We start from the raw sequence: 23,911 nt of genomic DNA, 5'->3' as shown, positions 1-23,911 counted from the left end.
CAGCAGGTGACGGCTCGGGCGGGACGCCGTGCCCCCGCCGGCTTGGTCGTAGGCTGTTCGCGTGCTCTTGCTCGCCGTTGATACCGCCACCCCCGCCGTCACCGTCGCCCTGCACGACGGCACCTCCGTCCTCGCCGAGGCCCGCCAGGTCGACGCCCGCCGGCACGGGGAACTCCTGCTGCCCGCCGTCGACCGGGTGCTCGCCGAGGCCGGCCTGGCCCTGGACGCCGTGACGGACCTGGTCGTGGGGGTCGGCCCCGGCCCCTACACCGGGCTGCGCGTCGGCCTGGTCACCGCCGCCACGTTCGGCTCGGTCCTCGGCGTCCCCGTGCACGGGCTGTGCACGCTGGACGGACTCGCCTACGCCTCCGGCATCGAGGAGCCGTTCGTGGTCGCCACGGACGCGCGCCGCAAGGAGGTCTACTGGGCCCGCTACGAGAACTTCCGCACCCGCGCGGGCGAGCCCGGCGTCGACCGGCCCGGCGACATCGCGGACGAGCTGAGCGGGCTGCCCGTCGTCGGTCAGGGCGCCGTGCTCTACCCGGAGGCCTTCCCCGAGGCGCGCGGCCCCGAGCACCAGTCGGCCGGGGCGCTCGCCGGCCTGGCCGCCGAGAAGCTCGCCGCGGGCTCCGCGTTCCTGCCGCCGACGCCGCTGTACCTGCGGCGGCCCGACGCGCAGGTGCCCAAGAACTACAAGGTGGTCACCCCGAAGTGACCGGTGCCGAGGCGACCGGCGCCGCAGCCCCCGCCGCCGGGGCCGCGCCGGGGGCCGTACTGCGCGAGATGCGCTGGTGGGACATCGAGCCCGTACTCGCCCTCGAACACGAGCTGTTCCCCGAGGACGCCTGGTCGGCGGGGATGTTCTGGTCCGAGCTCGCGCACGCGCGCGGACCCGGCGCCACCCGCCGCTATGTGGTGGCCGAGTGCGTCGAGGACGGCGGGCGCCGGCTCGTCGGCTACGCCGGGCTCGCCGCGGCCGGCGGGCTCGGCGACGTCCAGACCATCGCCGCCGCCCGCGACCAGTGGGGCACCGGGCTCGGCGCCCGCCTCCTGACCGACCTCCTCAAGCACGCCACCGCCTTCGAGTGCGACGAGGTCCTGCTCGAAGTGCGCGTGGACAACACCCGGGCCCAGAGGCTCTACGAGCGCTTCGGCTTCGAGCCCATCGGCTTCCGGCGCGGCTACTACCAGCCGGGCAACGTCGACGCGCTCGTGATGCGACTGACCGTCCAGGAATACGTCCAAGGAACAGAAGAGACTGACTGATGGCTGACGAACCGCTCGTACTGGGCATCGAGACCTCCTGCGACGAGACCGGCGTCGGCATCGTGCGCGGAACGACGCTGCTCGCCGATGCCATTGCCTCCAGCGTGGACACGCACGCCCGGTTCGGCGGCGTGGTCCCCGAGATCGCCTCCCGCGCCCACCTGGAGGCGATGGTGCCGACCATCGAGCGCGCCCTGAAGACCGCCGGCGTCTCGGCGCGCGACCTCGACGGCATCGCGGTCACCGCGGGCCCCGGCCTCGCCGGCGCGCTGCTCGTCGGCGTCTCGGCGGCCAAGGCGTACGCGTACGCCCTCAACAAGCCGCTGTACGGCGTCAACCACCTGGCCTCGCACATCTGCGTCGACCAGCTGGAGCACGGCCCGCTGCCCGAGCCGACGATGGCGCTGCTCGTCTCCGGCGGCCACTCCTCGCTGCTGCTCGCCCCCGACATCACCGCCGACGTCCGCCCCATGGGCGCCACCATCGACGACGCGGCGGGCGAGGCCTTCGACAAGATCGCGCGGGTGCTCCAGCTCGGCTTCCCCGGCGGGCCGGTCATCGACCGCCTCGCCAAGGAGGGCGACCCCGCGGCCATCGCGTTCCCGCGCGGCCTGACCGGCTCGCGCGACCCGGCGTACGACTTCTCCTTCTCCGGCCTGAAGACCGCGGTGGCCCGCTGGATCGAGGCCAAGCGCAACGCGGGCGAGGAGGTGCCGGTGCGGGACGTGGCCGCGTCCTTCCAGGAGGCCGTGGTCGACGTGCTGACCCGCAAGGCCGTACGGGCCTGCAAGGACGAGGGCGTCGACCACCTGATGATCGGCGGCGGCGTCGCCGCCAACTCCCGGCTGCGCGCGCTCGCCCAGGAGCGCTGCGAACGGGCCGGGATCCGGCTGCGGGTGCCGCGTCCGGGGCTGTGCACCGACAACGGCGCGATGGTGGCGGCGCTCGGCGCGGAGATGGTGGCCAGGAACCGGCCCGCCTCCGACCTCGAACTCTCCGCGGACTCCTCGCTGCCGGTGACCGAGCCGCACGTACCGGGCGAGGCGCACGGGCACCGCGACCGCGACGGACACGAGGAGGGGCACGGGCACGGGCATGACCACGGTCACGGCCATGATCACGTGCACGAGGTCAGCAGGAAGAACCTGTACTCATGACCGTCGCCCTGATGTGGGAGGCCCGGGCCGCCGAGGGCCGCGGCGCCGAACTGCTCGCCTGGGTCCGGCAACAGCCGGTGGCCGGATCGCCGCTGCGCCGCGAGGTCCTGCGCGCGCCCGGCGACCGGGTCCTGGTGATCACCTGGTGGGCTGCGCCGTACGAGGCCGAGCTGCCCGAACTCCCGGATCCGGACGCGGAGTTGATCGCCCGGCCGGTGCACCGCTGGCGCTTCGAATCGCTGGGGGACCCGGCCGCCTGACCATGGCCCGGTCACATCGTGATCGTCCACTGATCGCTTTCTGATCGCTCACTGACCCTCGACCGATCGTTTCAGGCAACCTCGCGCCCGTTTCGGCCATCAAGCTAGGCGTGGCCGATGACAGGAACGGGCGGTACTGGAACATGGGTTGGCTCGTGCGCAAGAAGGCGGTCCTCGTGCGCAGGAAGGCGGTCGGCGCGGCCGTCCTCGGTCTGCTGCTGGTCGCGGGCTGCTCCTCCGGGGGTTCGCACGGCGCCTCCGCCACCTCCGCGCCCTCCGGCAGGCCCGGCGGTGCGCCGCCCAAGGCGTCCCCGGGCGACGCCGCCGCCGTCACCGAGGCCGCGTACCGCAAGTGGGGCCTCAAGCCGTTCGCGGCCCCGCCCGCGCCCCCGGCGCAGAAGCCGGTGCAGGCGAAGCCGGGGGAGGTGCCGGTGGTGAGCGACATACCCACCACGGAGAAGATCGTCTTCGTAACGTTCGACGACGGCGCCGAGAAGGACCCCAAGTTCGTCGAGATGATGCGGGACTTGAAGGTCCCCTTCACGATGTTCCTGACCGACGACATCATCCGCGGCGACTACGGCTACTTCAAACCGCTCCAGGAACTCGGGAACTCGATAGAGAACCACACGCTCTCGCACCCGAACCTGCGCACGCTCGGCGAGGCCGCGCAGAAGAACGAGATATGCGCCCAGGAGCAGAAGCTGGGCAAGGAGTACGGCAAGGCGCCCCGGCTCTTCAGGCCCCCGTACGGCAACTGGAACGAGAGCACCCGCGCCGCCGCCAAGTCCTGCGACGTCCGGGCGATGGTGCTGTGGCGCGAGTCCATGCAGATCAGCAACATGCAGTACCAGCGCGGTGACAAGAAGCTGCACCCCGGCGACATCATCCTGGCGCACTTCCGCGGCCCGAAGGAGCTCAAGGGCACGTCCATGACGGAGATGACCGCGAACATGCTGCGCCACATACAGGAGCAGGGCTTCACGGTGGCCCGCCTGGAGGACTACGTCTAGGGCGGACGCGGCGGACGCGCCGGGCGGGAACGGGCGGGAAAAAGAAAGGACGAGGAGTACGTGCTCTCCTCGCCACTCTCAAGGTATAGCGCACCGGGGGGCTTGCGGCAAGGCCCCCCTCCTGCCGCAGAATCGCTGGCCTCGGGCCAGTACCTGCGGAAATGGGAGATTCACGAAGTGCGTGTGCAGTTGTCGGTTCCTGGATCCTCCAGCGCTTTCGACCTTCCCGACCGTCTCGCCGCCAAGGCCGACCCCGCCCTGATCGAGGGCGACGAGCGGCACTTCGCCGCCATCGCGAGCACCCTCGACGAAACGATCACCGAACTCTCCGACCGCCTCGACGCGTTGCGCCGGTCGCCCGGCGGCATCGGCCGGGCCGCCATGGACCGGGACATCGAGGTCCACCAGCTGACCGGCCGGCTGCGCACCCTGCGCCGCTTCGGCCTCGACCTCTGCCTCGGCCGGGTCGTCGCGGCCGACGACGCCGAGCCCCTGTACATCGGACGGCTCGGCCTGACCGACCGCGAGGGCCGCAGGCTCCTCGTCGACTGGCGCTCGCCCGCCGCCGAGCCCTTCTTCGCGGCCACCCACGCGGACCCCATGCGCCTCGCGAGCCGGCGCAGGTACCGCTGGACGCGCGGCCGGATCAGCGACTACTGGGACGAGGTGTTCAGCGCCGACGGGCTCGAAGGGCACGCGGCGCTCGACGACCAGTCCGCGTTCATCGCGAGCCTCGCCACCAACCGCTCGGCCCGGATGCGCGACGTCCTGTCCACCATCCAGGCCGACCAGGACGCCATCATCCGGGCGGGCTCGCGCGGCGCGCTCGTGGTCGACGGCGGCCCCGGCACCGGCAAGACCGTCGTCGCGCTGCACCGCTCCGCCTATCTGCTCTACTCCGATCCGCGCCTGGGCCACCGGCGCGGCGGCGTCCTGTTCGTCGGCCCGCACCGGCCGTACCTGGACTATGTCGCCGATGTGCTGCCCAGCCTCGGCGAGGAGGGCGTACAGACCTGCGTCCTGCGCGACCTCGTCACCGAGGGCGCCGGCGCCGTGGCGGAGGCCGATCCGGAGGTGGCCCGCCTGAAGTCGGGCGCGGAACTCGTACGGGCCGTCGAGAAGGCCGTCGCCTTCTATGAGGAGCCGCCCACCGACGCGATGACCGTCTCCACACCCTGGTCCGACATCGAGCTGACCGCCGAGGACTGGGCGGAGGCCTTCTCGGCGCCCGGCCCCGGCACCCCGCACAACGAAGGCCGCGAGCTGGTCCGCGAGGCGCTGGCCACGATCCTCTTCGACAAACACGTCGGCGGGCTCGGCGCCGGGCAGGGCGGCGGCTACGACGACGGGCCGGAGGGCGAGGACGTCACACCGGAGGAGTTCCGCGCGGCCCTCGGCCGGGACCGCGAGCTGACCGACGCCCTGCACGGCGCGTGGCCGCTGCTCGACGCGGCGGACGTGGTCGGCGACCTGTGGTCGGTCCCCGCCTATCTGCGGATGTGCGCGCCCTGGCTCGGCCCCGCGGACGTCCGCAGGCTGCGGCGCGCCGACGCGCGGGCCTGGACGGTGTCCGACCTGCCGCTCCTCGACGCCGCCCGCCAGCGGGTCGGCGACCCGGAGGCGGAACGGCGCAGGCACCGGCACGACGCCCTGGTCGCCGCCGAGCGCGAGCGGATGTCCGGCGTCATCGCCGAGATCATCTCGGCGTCCAATTTCAACTCGGCGGGCGACGAGAGCGAGGGCGCGCTGCGCATGCTGCGCGGCAAGGACCTCCAGGACACCCTGATCGACGACAGCGCCCTGCCGGCCGCCGAACCGGACCTGCTGGCGGGCCCGTTCGCGCACATCGTGGTCGACGAGGCCCAGGAGCTCACCGACGCCGAGTGGCAGATGCTGCTGCTGCGCTGCCCGTCCCGCAGCTTCACCATCGTCGGCGACCGCGCCCAGGCCCGGCACGGCTTCACCGAGTCGTGGCACGAACGCCTGGAGCGGATCGGGCTCGACCGGATCGAGGTGGCCTCGCTCGGCGTCAACTACCGCACGCCGCAGGAGGTCATGGCCGAGGCCGAGCCCGTCATCCGGGCCGCGCTGCCGGACGCCAACGTGCCGGTGTCCATCCGGAGCAGCGGTGTACCCGTCACCCACGGGCGGACCGCCGACCTCGACCGGGTCCTCGCCGACTGGCTCGCCGAGCACGCCGACGGCATCGCCTGTGTGATCGGCGCGCCGCACTTCCCGGCCACGTCCCGCGTACGGTCGCTGACGCCCGAGCTGTCCAAGGGCCTGGAGTTCGATCTGGTGGTCCTGGTCGATCCGCAGGAGTTCGGCGAGGGCATCGAGGGCGCGGTCGACCGGTACGTGGCGATGACCCGGGCGACCCAGCGTCTGGTCGTCCTGACGAGCTGAGCCGCCGTCCTCGCGGCCCCGGAAAAAAAGTCCGGCTGATTCCGGTGGGGGTGTCGATCCGGCGGCGTCCCGCTCGACGCGGGTAGTGAGAGGCGGGAAGGGCCGCACGCGACGGGCGTACGGCACGACGCGCACACCACGCGGCACGGACGCCGCGCAGCACAGAATGGAGAACGGCCATGCCGCGCTACCTGACGATGGTCCGCATCGACGAGAACAACGCCCCCGAGGGCGGCCCCAGCGACGCGCTGATGGAGCGTATGGGGGACCTGATCAACGAGATGACGAAGGCCGGGGTGCTGCTCGACACCGCCGGGCTCGCCCCCACGTCCGAGGGCACCCGGGTGCGCTGGAACCACGGCGAGCTGACCGTCACCGACGGCCCGTTCACCGAGTCCAAGGAGGTCGTGGGCGGCTACGCGATGATCCAGGCCAAGGACAAGGCCGAGGCGATCGAGTGGGCCACCCGCTTCGTGAAGATCCACGAGGAGGGCTGGGACATCACCTCCGAGGTGCGCGAGGTCGTCGGGGGCTGAGCGGGGGCGCCCCGGCGGGGGAGGGGACGGCGACGAAGACGGGGCCGGGAGGCGACGCTGCTCCGTGTTGCCGCCCGCCGCCCGCGGTGCTGTGCTGGAACGGCCGGCCGGCCGATCAGGCAGATCAGGCAGATCGGGCCGATCGGGCCGACGGGGCGGAATCGGTGGGCGTCGCGGCGATGAGTTTCGCGTCCGGCGCCGGTCCACCTGTTGATGCCGCCCGCACCGGGCACGGCAACGGCAAGGAGGCCGAGATGTCCCCGCAGCTCCCGCAGAAGATCACCACCTTCCTCTGGTTCGACAGCCAGGCCGAGGAGGCCGCCCAGCACTACGTCTCCGTCTTCGGCGGCGATTCGCGGATCGTCACCGTCACGCACTACCCCGCGTCGGCGCCCGGCGAGACGGGCTCGGTCATGACGGTCGAGTTCGAGCTCGCGGGTCAGCGCTTCAGCGCCCTCAACGGCGGCCCGCAGTTCACGTTCAGCGAGGCGATCTCGCTGTCGGTGGGCTGCGCCGATCAGGACGAGATCGACCACTTCTGGACGCGGCTGAGCGAGGGCGGCGAAGAGGGCCCGTGCGGCTGGCTCAAGGACAAGTACGGGCTGTCGTGGCAGATCGTCCCGCAGGAGCTGCCGGAACTGCTCGGCCAGGGCGAGGACAAGTCCGACCGGGTCATGGCGGCGGTCATGGGCATGAAGAAGCTCGATCTGAAGGCGCTGCGGGACGCGTGACGCGCGCCTGGGCTCTCGGAGGGCCGGGTGTGTCCTGGGCCCGACCGCGCGCGGCGCCAGCACTGGCGAAGCCCGCCCGGCGGGGCTGCCGGTGGCCCGTCCCGCTGAACGGGCGCGCGGCGGAAGGCAGTTGGCTGGTCGCGGGCCGTTGAATCGGCCAACTGGCAGGTGAGGGGCCCGGGGTGGGCGCCGGAGGCCGAGGGGGCCCGGATAACCTCTGGCGCATGTCGCCCCGTTCGCCGCTGCCTCCCCCTCCGCCCCCGGCCGAGATACGTGCCTGGCCCGACCGCAACGCGCTGCTCGCCGACCGGGCGCAGGTCCTGGACGCGCTGGTCACCCGGCATGTGGGGGCGGCCCGGCTGGGGTTGCTCTGGCTGTGGGCGGCGCTGTTCGCGCTCGGCTGGTCGATGGTGGGTACGGCGCTCACGTCGCTGACGGACGTGCTCACCGCGATCGTCGGCGGGGTGTTCCTGCTGTTGGGCCTCGGCGTGATGATCCCGACCGGGCTCGCGGTCGGGTTCGGTCTGAGCAAGGACCGGAAGATCCGCGAACTGCTGCGCGCCTGGGCCGAGTTGGACCGCGATCCGGTCCTGGACCGCAATCTGCGCCGACCCGGACTCAGTCTGGCCTGGCTGGTCCCGTCGGTGCTCCTGTGCGCGGGAGGGCTCGCCGTCTGCCTGGTGCTGCCGGCCACCGCGGTGCCGGGCCACGACACGTACGCCCTCGTCGTGTACGGCATGGGCCTCGGCCTGATCTGCTGGCTGACCGGTCTGGTGGGGGTGGTGAAGGCCGCCGCCCACCGGCGCTGGGTCCTGCGGTCCCTGGCCCCCGGCGCACCCCGCTGACACCCGGCCTATCCTGAGGATGCCGCGGCGCGTCGCGGTGTCGCATCCCGGGGGAAGGACGGTCGTGATGGCCTGGTACTGGTGGATTCTGATCGTTTTCTGGATGGGCGGGTTCGGGTGGGCGATCGACAATGCCCGGACGGCGTTGCGCACGCGGCACGAACGCAAGATGGAGCGCCTTGAGGCGGCGAAGCAGGAGCGCCTCGCCCTGGAGGCGGCCCACAAGGCCCCGGAGCCGGTGTGCGGCTGCACCCACCACTTGGCCAAGCATGACCGCGCGGGTAAGTGTCATGAGCGGGTTGAGGTGCCGGTGGCTTGGGATGAGAGCAAGAAGCCGTTGCGGTTTGAGGCGGGGCAGTGCAATTGCCAGCGCTATGTCGGCCCGCAGCCGCTGTCCCAGGTCTACGCAGAAGACCTGACAGACCTGGCCTGACCCTCTTCCGCGCAGTTCCCCGCGCCCCTCAACCCGTCGGCCGTGTGCGGGCCGTGGTCGCTTCTCGCGCAGTTCCCCGCGCCCCTTGGCGGCATGGTGCTGGCCCGCACGTGCATGCCGGCCTGCTTCGCGCAGTTCCCCGCGCCCCTGGAGGTGCCGGGGGTGGCCGGGGTTTGCGCAGTTCCCCGCGCCCCTAACCCCTCGGCCGTGTGCGGGCCGTGGTCGCTTCTCGCGCAGTTCCTCGCGCCCCTTGGCGGCATGGTGCTGGCCGGCACCGGGCATTTCAGCCCGTCCGGCGTTTGAGGACGAGCGCCGTTCAGGCGCGATGGGGGGTTCGGGGGCGCAGCCCCTGAGCAGGGGTGCAGGGGGCGGAGCCCCCGCCGGGGTTCGAGGGGCGGAGCCCCTCAAGCGTCCCCGGGCCGGGCCGAGCCCTCAGCCCAGGGGTGGCCCAGGAGCATCGTGGGGGCGCCGGCCACCCGGGTGAGGAAGACCGTCACCGACCCGGGCCCCCGCAACCGCACCCTCCGCCGCACCTCCTCGGGCTCCACAGCCGACCCCCGCTTCTTCACCGTCAGCACCCCCACCTCCCGCTCCCGCAGCACCGCCCTCAACTTCTTCAGGTTGAAGGGGAGTTGGTCGGTGATCTCGTACGCCGAGACGTAGGGCGCCACGGACGGCGACACGGACGGCTCGTCGCTCGTGACGTACGCGATCGTCTCGTCGATCAGCCGCCCCCCGCACCGCCGCGCGATCTCGGCGACCAGGTGCGCCCGGATGACCGCGCCGTCCGGCTCGTACAGATAGCGCCCGACCGGTCCGACCGGCGGTGCGGCGAGCGGTGCGGCCGTGGACAGTTCGGCGGCGGAGGGCAGCAGGGTGGCGCGGACGGCACCCGGAGTGACCCCGGTGCCGAACCAGAGCACCGCCTCCTTGACGTCACCGGCGTCCGAGATCCACTCCGCCTCGGCCTGCGGCGGGATCGCCTCGTGCGGGATGCCCGGCGCGATCTTCAGCGCGGCGAAGGGCGCGGCGAGGGCCGCCGAGGTCGCCCAGGACAGCGGCGGTGAGTACGCCTCGGGGTCGAAGATCCGGCCGCGCCCGCCGCGCCGCGCCGGGTCCACGAAGACCGCGTCGTAGGGGGCCGTGTCGATGTCGGCGACATCGGCGCAGCGCACCTCGATGAGGTCGGCCAGGCCCAGCGCCTCGGCGTTGGCGCGGGCCACGGCCGCGGTCAGCGGGTCGCGGTCGACCGCGAGGACGGCGACGCCGGCCCGCGCGAGGGCCAGCGCGTCGCCGCCGATGCCGCAGCACAGGTCGGCCACGCTGCGTACGCCCCGCGCGGCGAAGGTCCGTGCGCGGTGGGCGGCGACCGAGGCGCGGGTGGACTGCTCGACGCCGTTGGGCGTGAAGAACATCCGGTGCGCGTCGGCCGCGCCGAACTTCGCCACCGCCCGCTGCCGCAGCCGCGCCTGCCCGAGCGCCGCCGACACCAGGCCCGCGTCGTGCTCGCGGCGCAGCCGGGTGGCCACCGCCAGCTCCTGGGACGGGTCGTACTCCCGCAGGGAGGCGAGCAGCGCGCGGCCCTCGTCGGTGAGCAGCAGGGAGAAGGTGTCGAGGTCGTTCACCCCGCCATTGTCGTCCAGGCCCGGACCCGCTGTGGGCCAGCCGGGCGATGGTGGGGCGCCGGTGGCGGTGTCGTGCGGGTTCCGGGGCTCGCGCCTGACAGGATCCGACGCCATGCAACTAGTACGACAAAAGGGTAAACATCGGACAAAGGTCGCCTGTGTGGTCCTCGGGCTCGCCGCCGCCCTGCTCGCCTCGGGCTGCGCCTCCCAGGACACCGGCGCCGGCAGCCACGGCGCCCCGGCCGCCCAGAAGGGCCCCGCCGGAGCGCTCGCGGACCACGCGGAGCAGCTCAAGCACACCGAGGCCGCCCGGCTCGCGGCCGTCAAGAAGTGGGGCCTCGCCAAGCCTCCGCTGCTGGCGCCCGCGCCACCCGCCGTCAAGCCGAAGATCACCAACCGCAAGGGGTTCGAGACGGACGGCGGCGACTCCCTGCCGCCCGTCTTCACCACCGTCCCCACCAAGGACAAGATCGTCTTCCTGACGATCGACGACGGTGCCGAGAAGGACCCGACCTTCCTGAAGATGATGCAGGAACTGCGCATCCCCTACAGCGCGTTCCTCAGCGACTACCTGGTCAAGAACGACCACGAGTACTTCAAGAAGATGCAGGGCCTCGGCGTCACCCTCAACAACCACACCCTCAACCACCGCTACCTGCCCGCGCTCTCCTACGACGAGCAGCGCCACGAGATCTGCGACCAGCAGGACAAGATCGGCCAGTGGGCGGGCAAGCGGCCCCGGCTGTTCCGGCCGCCGTACGGGAACTACAACGAGGACACCCTCAGGGCCGCCAAGTCCTGCGGCATCACGGCCGCCCCGCTGTGGGCGGAGGAGGCCTTCACCGACCACATGGAGTGGCGCGAGTGGGACCGCGACCTGCACCCGGGCGACATCGTCCTGACGCACTTCCGCGGGCGCGAGGACTGGAACGGAACCATGCCCGACATGGTGCGCCAGGTGATGAAGGTGATCACCGACAAGGGGTACGCCGTGGCCCGGCTCGAGGACTACGTGTGACCGGGTCCGAGGAGCCGAGGTGATGCGGGCGCACCGGCTCCGGGCCGCCCTGGCCGGGCTGCTCGCCGTCGGTGCGCTGCTCGGCCCGCTCGCGGGATGCTCCCATCCGGCCGCGCAGGCCGGCCCGTTCCAGCGGCTCGGGCGCAAGGCCGCCCACCGCGTCGTGCACCGCGACGGCCCGGACGCCCGGGCCGTCGCCGCCCGGCGCTGGGGCCTGACCGCCCCGCTCGCCCCCGCCCCGCACGCGCCGGGCCGCCCCGCGGGGCTGCCGTACGTGGTCGACCGGATCCCGGTGCGGGCCAAGGTGGTCTTCCTGACCTTCGACGGCGGGCCGGGCGCCGACCCGGCCTTCGTGCGCCTGGTGCGGGACCTGCGGCTGCCGGTCACCCTGTTCCCGGCCGGCGAGGACGCCGGGCCGGGGCGCGAACGCGTCGAGGAGCTGCGCGCACTCGGCGCCGGGGTGCACCACCACGCCCTGCACCACCGCGATCTGCGCGCCCTGGACCTCGCCGGACAGCGCGCCGAGATCTGCGGCCGCCAGGAGCTGCCCGCCGCCCGCTCCCGAGCCCGCCCCCATCTGCTGCGACCACCCCTCGGCCACTACGACGCGACCACCCTGCGGGCCGCACGGGAGTGCGGGATCACCGCGGTGGTGCTCTCCCGCGCCACCATGACCGCCGACGGACTGCGCTGCGCCGACGGCGCCCGCTCGCTGCGGCCCGGCGACATCGTGCGCACCCGGTTGCCGGGACCCGGCGGCGACTCGGCCCGCGCGACCGTGCGCCTCCTGCGCGAGATCCAGGCCCAGGGGTTCACGGTGGGCCGTCTGGAGGACTACCTCTGAGCGGTCGCGGCGTACGCCAACTCGGGCTCCGGATCGCTCAGTTGGGTTGCGCGGAGACGCTCTCCGCTGTCGCTGATCCGCAGCAGCAGCGCGACCATCAGCCAGTTCGCGACCAGTGACGAGCCGCCCTTGGCGAGGAAGGGCAGCGCCTTGCCGGTCAGCGGGATGAGGCCGGTGACCCCGCCCGCCACCACGAACACCTGGAGCGCGAGGGCCGCCGCGAGGCCGGTCGCCAGCAGCTTGCCGAACCCGTCGTGCGCGCCGAGCGCCGCGCGCAGGCCCCGCTGCACGAGCAGCGCGTACACCGCGAGGACGGCCATCACCCCGGCCAGGCCCAGCTCCTCGCCGACCGTGGTCAGGATGAAGTCGCTGCGCCCGGCGAAACCCACCAGCTCGGGGTGGCCGAGACCGAGCCCGGTGCCGGTCAGGCCGCCGCTGCCGAAACCGAACAGGGCCTGGGCGGCCTGGTCGGAGATCAGGCCCGGCGGGCGTTCGGCGGGCGGCAGATAGATGTCGAAGGGGTGCAGCCAGGCGGCCACCCGTCCCTTGACGTGCGGCTCCGTCGAGCCGACCACGAACGCCCCGGCCACCGCCATCACCAGCCCGGTCAGGATCCAGCCGGAGCGCTCGGTGGCGACGTACAGCATCACCACGAAGAGGCCGAAGAAGATCAGTGAGGTGCCCAGGTCGCGCTCGAAGACGAGCACGAGCAGGCTCAGCACCCAGATGGTCAGGATCGGCGCGAGCCGCCGGCCGGGTGGCAGCCGCACGCCCAGCACCTTGCGGCCGGTCAGGGCGAGCGAGTCCTTGTGGACGACCAGATAGCCCGCGAAGAACACCGCGATCATGATCTTCACGAACTCGCCGGGCTGGAGCGAGAACGAGCCGATGAAGATCCACCGCTTGGCGCCGTAGGTGTCGCCGGGGAAGAACGCCGGGGCCATCAGGAGCACGAGCGCCGCCGCCATGCACACATGGATGCAGCGCTGGAGACGGCGGTGGTCGCGCAGCGCCACGAGGGCGGCGAGTGCGCTCCCCAGGCCGATCACCGTCCAGATCAGCTGGCCCGGAGCGGTCGCCCCCGCGTGGAACTTGTGCGCGTACGTGGTGTCGAGCCGGTGCAGCAGCACGAGCCCGAGCCCCGACAGCAACAGCGCGAGCGGCAGGATCAGCGGATCGGCGTGGGCCGCGCACCGGCGCACCACCACATGGCCGGCCAAGGCGATCAGCGCCATGCTGGCGGTGAACTCATAGGTGGAGCGCGGCAGTTGACCACTCATCGCCATCGAGGCCGCAGCATGGCCGAAACCGGTCACCGCGACCACCAGCACCAGGAGCAGTGCCTCCGCGCGGCGCCTGCGGAGCGCGCCGGGGCCCGGCCCGGCCGTCCCGGCCGGTCCGCCGGTCAGTCGACGCACGGGATGCCGCCGCCGTCGATGACCGGCCCGGACGGCGGCTCGGGCGCCCTGCTCGGGCCCGGAGGCGCGGGGGAGCTTGCCGGGGGCGCGGGCGGGGTGGAGCGCACCGGGGCGACCGCCTCCGCGACGATCCGTTTGATCTTCGCGGGGTCGACGATGTTGACGTCCTCGCCCCGGTGCTTGGCGAACCGCTCGATCGGCAGCGTCGTGAACTGCACGTTGCCGCCCGACAGGTTCTTCGCCTGCTTGAGGAACGACAGCAGGTCCCAGCCCTGGTCGGTCACCAGGTCCTGCTTGGCGGTGTTGAGCAGGTGCAGCAGCCGGACCGGGTCGGTGAAGGTGCCCGCCGAGTCGAGCTTCCGGGTCGCCGAGGCGAGGAAGGCCTGCTGACGGCGGGTGCGGTCCAGGTCGCCCCCGGTCAGACCGTGCCGCTGCCGTACGAAGGCGAGCGACTGCTGTCCGTTCAGGGTCTGTTTCCCGGCCGGGAAGTCGGCGCCCGAGTACCGGTCCTTCACGGGGTGCTTCAGACAGACCGTCACCCCGTCCAGAGCGTCGGCCAGATGGTAGAAACCGGCGAGGTTGACCTCGGCGAAGTGGTCGATCGGCACCCCCAGGAAGGCGCGTACGGTCTCGATCTCGGCCCGGCGCCCGGCCTCGCGGCCCGCCGTCTCCAGCTTCCGTCCGTCGGTGACGCCCTCGGCCGCCAGCTTCTCCTCGGTGCGGGCCTTCTCCAGGCCGTACGCCTTCTTGATCTTGTCCTGACCGTGTCCGGCGATGTCGACCAGGTCGTCCCGCGGCACCGAGAACGCCTTCGCCCTGCCGCCGTCGGCCGGGACGTGCAGCAGGATCAGGGTGTTGGTGTTGTAGCCGCCGATGTCGGAACTGCCCGCGTGCAGCTTGTCGAGCACCTCCGGCGGCAGGTCGTCGCCGTTCTGGTCCTTGCGGCTGTCCAGGCCCATCAGCAGGATGTTGGTGTCCCCGCCCACCGACTTGGGCGCGCCGTCCCCGAGCGCCCGCGAGGTGCCGATGCTCCCGGCCAGGTCGCGGTACAGGTACCAGCCGCCGGCCAGGGCGCAGAGCGCCAGGGCGACGGCGCACACGACGAACGCGCGCAGCAGGCGCACCGGCCCGGAACGTCTCCTGCGGCGGCCGCCCCGGCTGCGGCGCTCTCGGTCGGCGGGGCTGCGGCTCTCTCGGCGATGGCTCACGCCGACCGATCCTTGGCCCGGGGCGCTGAAGGAATCCTGAAGGTCCTGAAGACGCCTTCAGAACCCGGGCCGCCCGGACGCGCGGGCGCTCACCAGCCGGGGACCCGCCCCCACGGGCCGGACACCCGCACGGCGCCCGGCCCCCGGACCGGGCCGCCCTCTCAGGCGCCCGCCCGCTCCTGCGCGACCTCGTCCGGTCGCCGCGCCGGCAGCCGCACCGTGAACACCGCGCCCGGCCCCGCTCCCGCCGTCAGCTCACCGCCGTGGGCCCGCGCGATCTCGCGGGCGATAGCCAGCCCGAGCCCGGTGCCGCCGCTCTCCCGGGCGCGGGCCGCGTCGAGCCGTACGAAGCGCTCGAAGATCCGCGCCCGGTCGGCGGCCGGCACCCCGGGCCCGTCGTCGCGTACCTCCACGACCGCGCCGTCCCCCTCGCGCGCGGCCCGCACCCGTACCGCCGTCCGCGCGTGACGCACGGCGTTGTCGACGAGGTTGGCCAGCATCCGCTCCAGCTGCGCGGGATCGCCGCGCACCGGTACGGGGGCGTCGGCCGCGAGCCGTACCGGGACCCGGGCGGCGCGCCGGCGCGCGGTGTCCTCGGCGGCGATGAGCGCGAGGTCGACGGGCTCGGCGAGCGGCCGGTGCCGGGCGTCGAGGCGGGCCAGGAGCAGCAGGTCGGCGGCGATCCGCTGGAGCCGCTCGGTGTCGTCGAGCGCGGCCCTGACGGCGGCCAAGTCCGGTGACGTCAGGGCGACTTCGAGCCGCGAGCGGACGGCGGCGATCGGGTTGCGCAGCTCGTGCGAGGCGTCCGCGACGAACTCGCGCTGGCGGACATGGGCCTGTTCGAGCCGGTCGAGGGTGGCGTTCACGGTCCGGGCGAGCAGCGCGATCTCGTCACCGCCGCCCGGATCGGGCACCCGCCGGTCCAGCTCGCTCGAACTGACCTCGGCCAGCTCGGTGCGGATCGAGGTGACCGGGCGCAGCGCGAGCCCGGTGCCGGCCCAGGCGATGGCGGCGGCCAGCGCGATCAGCGGCGGGGCGCTGGCGAGCAGCGCCCAGCCGATGGCGCCGGTGGCGTCGTCCACGTCGTTGAGGACGGTCGTGCCGTACACGTAGCTCGCGGGCCCGCCGGGCAGCTGGGCGCGGACGACCACCGCGACCTCGTGCCGGCCGCCCTCGTTCAGGACCCGCGACGCCGAGTCCCGGCCGGGCGGCGGGCGCAGCCCGGCCAGCTCCGCGGCGGCCCCGGTGCGCTGACTCGCCGCGCTCACCCGGCCCCGCTCGTCCAGGACCACGACCAGGTCCACGCCGTCGTCCGGCGGCGGGAGCTGCGGGCGTACGGTCCCGGCGTCGACCTGGGCGGCGACCTTGCGGGCCGCCAGTTCGGTGCGGCCCGTGGTGTTGTCCAGCAGATTGGAGCGCAGGACGAGGAAGAGCCAGATCCCGCCCGCGGCGAGCAGCAGCGCCATCGCGAGGGCCGCGGCAGCGGCCACCTTGCCCCGCACGGTCCTCGGCAGCAGCCGCCCCACGGTCCGGCGGCGCGGCTCAGCCGCCATCGGGGGACATCCGGTAACCGACGCCGTGCACGGTCAGGATCGACCGGCGCCCGAACGGGGCGTCGATCTTCTTGCGGAGCGAGGAGACGTACACCTCGACGATGTTCGGATCGATCCCGCCGGCCGTGCCCGTGCCGCCGTCCCAGACCTCGTCCAGGACGTGCTGCTTGGTCACGGCCCGTCCCGGCTCGGCCATCAGGCAGGCGAGGACGGCCAGTTCGCGCGCGGTCAGCTCGATCTCGCGGCCGTCCCGGCGGCAGCGCCGGGCGCCGGGGTCGAGCGTGAGGTCACCGGCCTGGAGCGGGCCCGGGCGTTCGGCGCCCGCCCGGCGGCCGAGCGCCCGCAGCCGGGCGAGCAGCACCACGAACGAGAACGGCTTGGTCAGATAGTCGTCCGCCCCCGAGTCGAGCCCGTCGGCCTCGTCGTACTCGCCGTCGCGCGCGGTCAGCATCAGGACCGGGGTGGGATCGCCGAGCGCGCGCATCCGGCGGCAGATCTCGTAGCCGCTGAGCCCCGGCAGCATCAGATCGAGCACGACCGCGTCGTACCCGCCGGTGAGCGCGAGGTCGAGCCCGCGGTGGCCGTCGTGGGCGAGGTCGACCCAGTGCCCCTCGGCGGAGATGCCCCGACGCAGCGAGTCGGCGAGCCCGGTTTCGTCCTCGACGACCAGAATGCGCATGCCCTCCAGGGTCACACAGGCCCGGAGGCGGGCCCCGCGCGATCCGCCGCGGCGGTGGCACATTGGCACTCCGCTTGACCGAGTGCTAATCGCCGTCCTAGTCTCGCTTCTGGCACTCCCCACCGGAGAGTGCCAAGTAGCGACGGGCAGGTCCGGCACCCGCGACGACGGATCCACCTGGTCGCCACCCCAGACAGTTAACCCCGTGAGATCTCCGAAGGGGGAGACCGGATCGTGACGACCACCAGCTCCAAGGTTGCCATCAAGCCGCTCGAGGACCGCATTGTGGTCCAGCCGCTCGACGCCGAGCAGACCACGGCCTCCGGCCTGGTCATTCCGGACACCGCCAAGGAGAAGCCCCAGGAGGGCGTCGTCCTGGCCGTGGGCCCGGGCCGCTTCGAGAACGGCGAGCGCCTTCCGCTCGACGTCAGCACCGGCGACATCGTGCTGTACAGCAAGTACGGCGGCACCGAGGTGAAGTACAACGGCGAGGAGTACCTCGTCCTCTCGGCCCGCGACGTGCTTGCGGTCATCGAGAAGTAATTCACCGGAGTACGTGAGTACTTCGCGTTCGAAGCGAATGCTTTGAGAGCTGCGCCCCTGGTCACCCCGCTGATTGCCGGGCGGCGAGGGGCGCAGTGTCATTAACCCGAGTTTCGAGAGGGCTGAACCGCTCCCATGGCGAAGATCCTGAAGTTCGACGAGGACGCCCGTCGCGCCCTTGAGCGCGGCGTCAACAAGCTTGCCGACACCGTGAAGGTGACGATCGGCCCCAAGGGCCGCAACGTCGTCATCGACAAGAAGTTCGGCGCCCCCACCATCACCAACGACGGCGTGACCATCGCGCGCGAGGTCGAGCTCGACGACCCGTACGAGAACCTGGGCGCCCAGCTCGTCAAGGAGGTGGCGACCAAGACCAACGACATCGCGGGTGACGGCACCACCACCGCGACCGTGCTGGCCCAGGCGCTGGTCCGCGAGGGTCTGCGCAACGTCGCCGCCGGCGCCTCCCCGGCCGCCCTGAAGAAGGGCATCGACGCCGCGGTCAAGGCCGTCTCCGACGAGCTGCTCGCGACCGCCCGTCCGATCGAGGACAAGACCGACATCGCCGCCGTCGCCGCGCTGTCCGCCCAGGACAAGCAGATCGGCGAGCTCATCGCCGAGGCCATGGACAAGGTCGGCAAGGACGGTGTCATCACCGTCGAGGAGTCCAACACCTTCGGTGTGGACCTCGAGTTCACCGAGGGCATGGCCTTCGACAAGGGCTACCTCTCGCACTACATGGTCACCGACCAGGAGCGTATGGAGGCCGTCCTCGACGACCCGTACATCCTGATCAACCAGGGCAAGATCGCCTCGATCCAGGACCTGCTGCCGCTCCTGGAGAAGGTCATCCAGGCCGGCGCCTCCAAGCCGCTCCTGATCATCGCCGAGGATGTCGAGGGCGAGGCGCTCTCCACCCTGGTCGTCAACAAGATCCGCGGCACGTTCAACGCCGTGGCCGTCAAGGCCCCGGGCTTCGGCGACCGCCGCAAGGCCATGCTGCAGGACATCGCCACCCTCACCGGTGCGACCGTCATCGCCGAAGAGGTCGGCCTCAAGCTCGACCAGGCCGGTCTCGAGGTGCTCGGCACCGCGCGCCGCGTCACCATCACCAAGGACGACACCACGATCGTCGACGGCGGCGGCAACAAGGCCGACGTCGAGGGCCGCGTCGCCCAGATCAAGGCCGAGATCGAGGCCACGGACTCCGACTGGGACCGCGAGAAGCTCCAGGAGCGCCTCGCGAAGCTGGCCGGCGGCGTGTGCGTGATCAAGGTCGGTGCCGCCACCGAGGTGGAGCTCAAGGAGCGCAAGCACCGTCTGGAGGACGCCATCTCCGCGACCCGCGCCGCGGTCGAGGAGGGCATCGTCTCCGGTGGTGGCTCCGCCCTGGTGCACGCCGCCAAGGTCCTCGAGGGCAACCTCGACAAGACCGGCGACGAGGCCACCGGTGTCGCGGTCGTGCGCCGCGCCGTCGTCGAGCCGCTGCGCTGGATCGCCGAGAACGCCGGCCTCGAGGGCTACGTCATCACCTCCAAGGTGAGCGAGCTCGACAAGGGCTTCGGCTTCAACGCCGCCACCGGCGAGTACGGCGACCTGGTCAAGGCCGGCGTCATCGACCCGGTCAAGGTCACCCGCTCCGCCCTGGAGAACGCCGCCTCCATCGCCTCCCTGCTGCTCACGACCGAGACCCTGGTCGTCGAGAAGCCGGCCGAGGAGGAGCCCGAGGCCGGTCACGGCCACGGTCACGGCCACTCCCACTGACCCCCGGTCAGCGGTAGCCCCGCACACCAGAGGCCCGGCGTCCCCTTCGGGGGGTGCCGGGCCTTCGGCGTTGGCATGATGGGCATATGGGGGAGGACGCGGGGCGGACGGTCGAGCTGAGCGACGTGGTGGGCGCGGCGGTGGTCGGGGACCGCAACACGGTCTACGTCACCCAGGGGTCGGCGCCCGCGGTCCGGTCGGCGTACTGGGAGCATGTCCGCCGGATGGCCCCGTCCCAACTGGTGGGCCGGGAAGCCGAGTTGGCGGAGCTTGCGAAGTTCTGCCGCGCCGACTCCACCCCCGGGTACGCCTGGTGGCGCGCGGACGCCTGGGCCGGCAAGACCGCTCTGCTGGCGTGGTTCGCCCTGCATCCGCCCGAGGGCGTGCGTGTCGTACCGTTCTTCGTCACCGCGCGGTCCGGGGCGCAGAACGATGTGGTGGCGTACGTCGATGTCGTCCTGGAACAGCTGGCCGAGCTGACGGGGGAGGCGCTTCCCGCCTTCCTGCCCGCCACGGTCCGGGCGGCCCACCTGCTCGCGCTGTACGAACGGGCCGCCCGGATCTGCGCCGAGCGGCGCGAGCGCCTGGTGCTCCTGGTGGACGGACTCGACGAGGACCACGGGGTGCACACCGGCCCCGACGCGCACAGCATCGCGAGTCTCCTGCCCATGGACACGACGGCCGGGCTGTGGGTGCTGTGCGCGGGCCGGCTCAACCCGCCGCTGCCTCCCGACGTGGCGCACGGCCATCCGCTGCGCAGCCCCGACGTGGTGCGGCTGCTCACCCCCTCACCCTCGGCGAAGGCGATCAGGCACGAGGCCGAGCGCGAGCTGAAGAGCTTCCTCACGGCGGGGGACCTGCACCGGGCACTGCTCGGTCTGATCGTCGCGGCCGGCGGCGGTCTGACGATGGACGACCTCGCCCGGCTCACCGGCGCCACCGCGTACGAGGTGAAGGACCTCCTGCGCAGCAAGGCAGGACGGACGTTCTCGCTGCGGCGTTCCGCATCGGGGACGGAGGGGGAGGACGCGCGGTCCGAGGTGGTCCTGCTGGGCCATGAGGAACTGCAGCGCCAGGCGGTGGAGATGCTGGGGCACCGGGCGCTGGACGCCTGCCGGGACCAGCTCCACGACTGGTTCGCCGAGCACCGCCGCCTCGGCTGGCCGGCGTCGACGCCGGAGTACCTGATGCGGGGCTACTTCCTGATGCTGCGCATGCGCCGGGACGTGGAGCGCATGCTGCTGTGCGCCGGCGACGACGCGCTGCATCGCCGCATGCGGGATGCCACGGGCGGCGATGCGGAGGCCGTGGAGCAGATCCGGGCCACCGAGGAACTCCTCGACCCCGGCCAGGACGACCAGCTGCTGAGCCTGCTGCGTCTGGCCATCAAGCGAACGGCCCTCACCGAGCGCATTGAACGGACCCCTCTGCCGCTCCCGGTGGTCTGGGTGGCCCTGGGCGACGAGCCCAGGGCCAGGAGGACCGCCCTCGCGCTGCCGGAACCCCACATGAGGGTCTCCGCACTGATCGACATCGCCGACGAGCTGGGCCGCGGCGGCGAACGCGACAGGGAGGTGTGCGCCCTGACCGACGCCGCGGACGCGGCACGGGAGCTCCCTCAGGACGTCCGGCGTGACCGGCAACTGGGGGCGGTCTGCCTGCGGCTGATCCGTGCGGGCCGATGCGCCGATGCCATGGCCGTGGCCGGTGACGTACAGGGGTCTTGGGTCTTGCCCTACCCGGTCTTCGCCAGACGGGTCGTCGAGGAACTGGCGCGGGCCGGGCAACCCGCGTACGTGGGACAGGCTCTGACGAGACACCGGATCTCGGACGTCAGGGCAGCCCACGTCCGGGCAACTGCCTTCGCCCGGAACGGTGACTTCGAAGCCGCGGAGCGGGCGGCCCGTTCCGTGGAGCTTGCGCGGGGCGCGGCGCTGCTGGAGGTGGCCGCCGCGCTGCGACGGGCCGGCCTCACCGCGCGGGCGGAGCAACTGATCCATGAGGCGCGGGCGGCCGGACCCGGTGTCCTTCGGCGACAGTTCATCGAGGGCCTCGTCGAACTCGGCGACGTGACCGAAGGACTGCGGCTCATCACGGACGCCCTTGCGCAGGGGCGGGGCGCGAGGACCGGCATCCTCCTTCTGCCGGCGCTGGCCAGGGCCGGAGAGTTCGACGGCGCGAGAGCAGTCCTCAGGCGGTTGCGGGGACTGGACTTCTCCGAGGGGGTCTGGGAGGTGGCCCGAGCCTGTGCCCTGTCGGGCGAGGTCGAGGCCGCCATGCGCTTCGCCCGCCTGATGAGCGATGCGACGTCGCTCTCCGACGTACTGGGCCACGTGGCCGGTGCGATGGTGCGGCGGGGAGAGGTCGAGCGGGGCCTGCGCATCGCCCGCCTGCTCGCGGAACAGGACGACGACCCGGGACCTCTGGTCAGTATCGCCGCGGAACTCGGACGCGTGGGCCTGAAGGAACGGGCGGTCGGGCTCGTCGCCGAGGCGCACCTCCTGCACGGCGCCTCACCTGCATCGGAGGTGGAGCAACAGGCGGAAGTCTCGGCCGCGTTGGCCGCGGCTGGTTGGTGCGAGCGGGCCGAGGCGGCACTGGAGGGGATCGAGGACCGGCTCCACGCGGCCCTGGGGCGCCTGGACGCCCAGGGACAGGAAGCGGGGCACCTCCTCCTCGTCGTCCTTCGCGCGCTCGCGTCCGTGGGGCACTTCGAACGGGCTGAGGTACTGGCGCACCTGGCGCCCGGCCCCCAGCAGGTGGAACTCCTGCTGGGCGAGCTGGTGCGGGCGCGGGCCGATGCCGGGAGCTTCGACGAGGTCGAGAGGCTGGGGCGCACCCAGGCGAAGCTGAACGGCGGGTGGCTCGCCGTCGTGGCCGCCGCACGCGCGGCAGAGAGGGGTGCGTACGACACAGCTCTGAAGCTGGCCGAATGCGCGACCTTGCAGGGGCAGGCCGGGGCGCTGGCCGACATCGCCCGGTGCCTGCACCGGGACGGACGGGAGGCGGAAGCGGCCACGCTGCTGGCCCGAGCGGCATCGGCCGCCGGATTCGCTCCGAGCGTCCGTGCCTCAGCCGCTCTGGCCCGAGCTTTCCACCAGGTCGGTGACCGCGAGGCGGCTCACCTGCACCTTTCGCAGGCGGAGGTCGTCGTCGGCTTCACCCGGGCCGGTGGTTCCGAAGTGGGCGACTTCGTGCGGGCGTTGGTTTCCTCGGGGCAGGCCGAGCGGGCCGAGAACCTGGTCGAACGGGTGCGGGGTCCGGCCGCGACCGCAGCCCAGGTGGATCTTGTCGCCGCCCTCGCCGAGAGCGGCGAGCGACCGAGGGCGTACGCCCGGGCGGGGGGAATCACTTCCAGGGCCGGGGCCGCCACGGCCTTGGCGGCCCTGGCCCACTGGTCGCCGGCCCCCGAGGCCCGCACCCTTCTCGCGGAGGCCCTGCGCAGGGGGAGCTGGGTGCGCTGTCTGCCCGAGCTGGTGCGGCACAGTCCCGAGGCCGCGCTGGTCGCCGCCCAGGAGGTACTCGGCGCCCGGCCCGACTACGCCGACCTGTCCAGCGAGAGTGGATGCACCGGGTCGGCGAACGGCAGGCCCGACCCGAAGCGCTCCACCTCGTCCAGTGCCTGATCCGCCATGCGGTGCAGCTCGTTGCCCAGGGAGCCCGCGATGTGCGGGGTCAGCAGGACGTTCGGGAGGGTGTACAACGGGCTGTCGCGGGGCGGGAGTTCGGGGTCCGTCACGTCCAGGACCGCGTGCAGGCGGCCCTCGATCAGCTCGGCCAGCAGGGCGGGCTCGTCCACCAGGGAGCCGCGGGCGGTGTTGATCAGGGTGGCGCCCGTCGGCATCAGGGCGAGGCGGCGGGCGTCGATCATGCGGTGGGTCTCGGGGAGCTGGGGCGCGTGGACGGAGACGACGCTGCTGCGGGCGCACAGGTCGTCGAGCGACACCCGCTCGACGCCCAGCGCCGCGGCCTCGGTTCCGCTCACGTACGGGTCGTGCAGCAGGACGTCGAAGTCGAAGGGGCGCAGGAGCTCGATCACGCGCCGTCCGATGCGTGACGCGCCGATCAGACCTACGGTCCGCCGGTAGTTGCCGGTGCGCCCGGTCTCGCTCAGCCACTGGGGCGCGGTACGCAACTCCGCGTAGTGCTGGGCAGAGCGCAGCACCTCCTTGCCCGCGAACAGGATCGCGGCCAGCGTGTACTCGGCGACCGGCAGTGCGTTGGCCGCCGCCGCCGAGGTCACCGCGATGCCGCGTTCCCAGCAGGCCTCGGTGATGTGGTGCTTGACCGAGCCGGCCGCGTGGACCACGGCGCGCAGCTCTGGGGCCGCGGCCAGCACGTCCGCGGTGAGCGGGGGAGCGCCCCAGCAGGTGAGCAGGACCTCGGCCTCGGCGAGGGCTGCGGCCACCGCAGGGGTGGGGCGGGCGAGGTCGTGGGCGACCAGCCGCGGGTCGGTGCGGGTCAGGGCGGTCAGGCGGCTGCGGTGGCGCTCGGCGAGGAGGCGGTCCGCGATGCCGGGGCCCATCGCGAGCAGCAGGGCGGGCCGGTTGTCAGTGGTGTGGTGCATGGTGGGACTCGGGCTCCTCACGAGGCGCTGGCCGGGGGTAACGGG

General features: G+C 72.8%; 21 protein-coding genes. 15 read left to right on the top strand and 6 right to left on the bottom strand.

The window, feature by feature from the left end:
• Positions 1-61: 61 nt before the first annotated feature.
• The 10 genes from tsaB (at position 62) to ACGF3I_RS21970 (ending at position 8,647) form a co-directional block, all read left to right on the top strand.
• The gene (tsaB, locus tag ACGF3I_RS22015; RefSeq protein WP_393134533.1) at positions 62-715 is read left to right on the top strand and encodes a tRNA (adenosine(37)-N6)-threonylcarbamoyltransferase complex dimerization subunit type 1 TsaB; all 654 of its coding nucleotides are present in this window, start codon (positions 62-64) and stop codon (positions 713-715) included.
• Positions 716-783: 68 nt separating this feature from the next.
• A complete protein-coding gene (rimI, locus tag ACGF3I_RS22010; protein WP_393134712.1) occupies positions 784-1,266 on the top strand; it encodes a ribosomal protein S18-alanine N-acetyltransferase in 483 nt (160 codons plus the stop codon).
• A complete protein-coding gene (gene tsaD / locus ACGF3I_RS22005; RefSeq protein WP_393134531.1) occupies positions 1,266-2,423 on the top strand; it encodes a tRNA (adenosine(37)-N6)-threonylcarbamoyltransferase complex transferase subunit TsaD in 1,158 nt (385 codons plus the stop codon). The genes rimI and tsaD overlap by 1 nt, the downstream gene beginning before the upstream one ends.
• Positions 2,420-2,683, top strand: a complete 264-nt coding sequence (locus ACGF3I_RS22000; protein WP_393134529.1) for a hypothetical protein — start codon at positions 2,420-2,422, stop codon at positions 2,681-2,683. The genes tsaD and ACGF3I_RS22000 overlap by 4 nt, the downstream gene beginning before the upstream one ends.
• 143 nt (positions 2,684-2,826) lie before the next feature.
• Positions 2,827-3,696, top strand: a complete 870-nt coding sequence (locus tag ACGF3I_RS21995; protein ID WP_393134710.1) for a polysaccharide deacetylase family protein — start codon at positions 2,827-2,829, stop codon at positions 3,694-3,696.
• Between the two features lie 177 nt (positions 3,697-3,873).
• Positions 3,874-6,102, top strand: coding sequence for an RNA polymerase recycling motor ATPase HelR (helR, locus tag ACGF3I_RS21990; protein ID WP_393134527.1), 2,229 nt, complete (start codon positions 3,874-3,876; stop codon positions 6,100-6,102).
• 179 nt (positions 6,103-6,281) lie between these two features.
• On the top strand, positions 6,282-6,638 hold the full coding sequence (locus ACGF3I_RS21985) for a YciI family protein (protein ID WP_393134525.1): 357 nt from the start codon (positions 6,282-6,284) through the stop codon (positions 6,636-6,638).
• 254 nt (positions 6,639-6,892) lie between these two features.
• Complete coding sequence (locus ACGF3I_RS21980; RefSeq protein WP_393134523.1) at positions 6,893-7,369, top strand: VOC family protein; 477 nt, start codon at positions 6,893-6,895, stop codon at positions 7,367-7,369.
• 224 nt (positions 7,370-7,593) lie between these two features.
• The gene (locus tag ACGF3I_RS21975) at positions 7,594-8,214 is read left to right on the top strand and encodes a hypothetical protein (RefSeq protein ID WP_393134521.1); all 621 of its coding nucleotides are present in this window, start codon (positions 7,594-7,596) and stop codon (positions 8,212-8,214) included.
• A gap of 67 nt (positions 8,215-8,281) precedes the next feature.
• On the top strand, positions 8,282-8,647 hold the full coding sequence (locus tag ACGF3I_RS21970) for a hypothetical protein (protein WP_393134519.1): 366 nt from the start codon (positions 8,282-8,284) through the stop codon (positions 8,645-8,647).
• A gap of 404 nt (positions 8,648-9,051) precedes the next feature.
• On the opposite strand, the gene ACGF3I_RS21965 is transcribed toward ACGF3I_RS21970, so the two are convergent.
• On the bottom strand, positions 9,052-10,272 hold the full coding sequence (locus tag ACGF3I_RS21965; protein WP_393134517.1) for a methyltransferase domain-containing protein: 1,221 nt from the start codon (positions 10,270-10,272) through the stop codon (positions 9,052-9,054).
• A gap of 112 nt (positions 10,273-10,384) precedes the next feature.
• On the opposite strand from ACGF3I_RS21965, the gene ACGF3I_RS21960 reads away from it, so the two are divergent.
• Both ACGF3I_RS21960 and ACGF3I_RS21955 read left to right on the top strand, forming a co-directional pair.
• Positions 10,385-11,290: a polysaccharide deacetylase family protein gene (locus tag ACGF3I_RS21960; protein ID WP_393134515.1), complete on the top strand. Its 906-nt coding sequence runs from the start codon at positions 10,385-10,387 to the stop codon at positions 11,288-11,290.
• 22 nt (positions 11,291-11,312) lie between these two features.
• Complete coding sequence (locus tag ACGF3I_RS21955) at positions 11,313-12,134, top strand: polysaccharide deacetylase family protein (RefSeq protein ID WP_393134513.1); 822 nt, start codon at positions 11,313-11,315, stop codon at positions 12,132-12,134.
• On the opposite strand, the gene ACGF3I_RS21950 is transcribed toward ACGF3I_RS21955, so the two are convergent.
• The 4 genes from ACGF3I_RS21950 to ACGF3I_RS21935 form a co-directional block, all read right to left on the bottom strand.
• Positions 12,125-13,552 (bottom strand): FtsW/RodA/SpoVE family cell cycle protein, encoded by a 1,428-nt coding sequence (locus ACGF3I_RS21950; protein WP_393134511.1) that lies wholly within the window; start codon positions 13,550-13,552, stop codon positions 12,125-12,127. The genes ACGF3I_RS21955 and ACGF3I_RS21950 overlap by 10 nt on opposite strands.
• Positions 13,540-14,760 carry an LCP family protein gene (locus ACGF3I_RS21945; protein WP_393134509.1) on the bottom strand — a complete coding sequence of 407 codons (1,221 nt, stop codon included), beginning with the start codon at positions 14,758-14,760 and terminating at the stop codon, positions 13,540-13,542. The genes ACGF3I_RS21950 and ACGF3I_RS21945 overlap by 13 nt, the downstream gene beginning before the upstream one ends.
• A gap of 161 nt (positions 14,761-14,921) precedes the next feature.
• The gene (locus ACGF3I_RS21940; RefSeq protein ID WP_393134507.1) at positions 14,922-16,313 is read right to left on the bottom strand and encodes a sensor histidine kinase; all 1,392 of its coding nucleotides are present in this window, start codon (positions 16,311-16,313) and stop codon (positions 14,922-14,924) included.
• Complete coding sequence (locus ACGF3I_RS21935) at positions 16,303-16,992, bottom strand: response regulator transcription factor (RefSeq protein WP_393134505.1); 690 nt, start codon at positions 16,990-16,992, stop codon at positions 16,303-16,305. The genes ACGF3I_RS21940 and ACGF3I_RS21935 overlap by 11 nt, the downstream gene beginning before the upstream one ends.
• Positions 16,993-17,226: 234 nt before the next feature.
• On the opposite strand from ACGF3I_RS21935, the gene groES reads away from it, so the two are divergent.
• The 3 genes from groES (at position 17,227) to ACGF3I_RS21920 (ending at position 22,925) form a co-directional block, all read left to right on the top strand.
• The gene (gene groES, locus ACGF3I_RS21930; RefSeq protein ID WP_120721868.1) at positions 17,227-17,535 is read left to right on the top strand and encodes a co-chaperone GroES; all 309 of its coding nucleotides are present in this window, start codon (positions 17,227-17,229) and stop codon (positions 17,533-17,535) included.
• Positions 17,536-17,670: 135 nt separating this feature from the next.
• Positions 17,671-19,299: a chaperonin GroEL gene (groL, locus tag ACGF3I_RS21925; RefSeq protein WP_393134502.1), complete on the top strand. Its 1,629-nt coding sequence runs from the start codon at positions 17,671-17,673 to the stop codon at positions 19,297-19,299.
• A gap of 86 nt (positions 19,300-19,385) precedes the next feature.
• Positions 19,386-22,925 carry a hypothetical protein gene (locus tag ACGF3I_RS21920; protein ID WP_393134500.1) on the top strand — a complete coding sequence of 1,180 codons (3,540 nt, stop codon included), beginning with the start codon at positions 19,386-19,388 and terminating at the stop codon, positions 22,923-22,925.
• Here ACGF3I_RS21920 and ACGF3I_RS21915 read toward each other — a convergent pair.
• Complete coding sequence (locus ACGF3I_RS21915) at positions 22,838-23,866, bottom strand: hydroxyacid dehydrogenase (protein WP_393134498.1); 1,029 nt, start codon at positions 23,864-23,866, stop codon at positions 22,838-22,840. The two genes, ACGF3I_RS21920 and ACGF3I_RS21915, sit on opposite strands and share 88 nt — an antisense overlap.
• Between the last annotated feature and the right edge of the window lie 45 nt (positions 23,867-23,911).

Origin of the sequence: Streptomyces sp. NPDC048111 (assembly GCF_043202815.1) — a bacterium.
In the GTDB taxonomy this organism is placed as follows: Bacteria; Actinomycetota; Actinomycetes; order Streptomycetales; family Streptomycetaceae; genus Streptomyces.
Note: the sequence above shows the minus strand (reverse complement) of the source record. Positions and strands in the feature narration are given on the sequence as shown.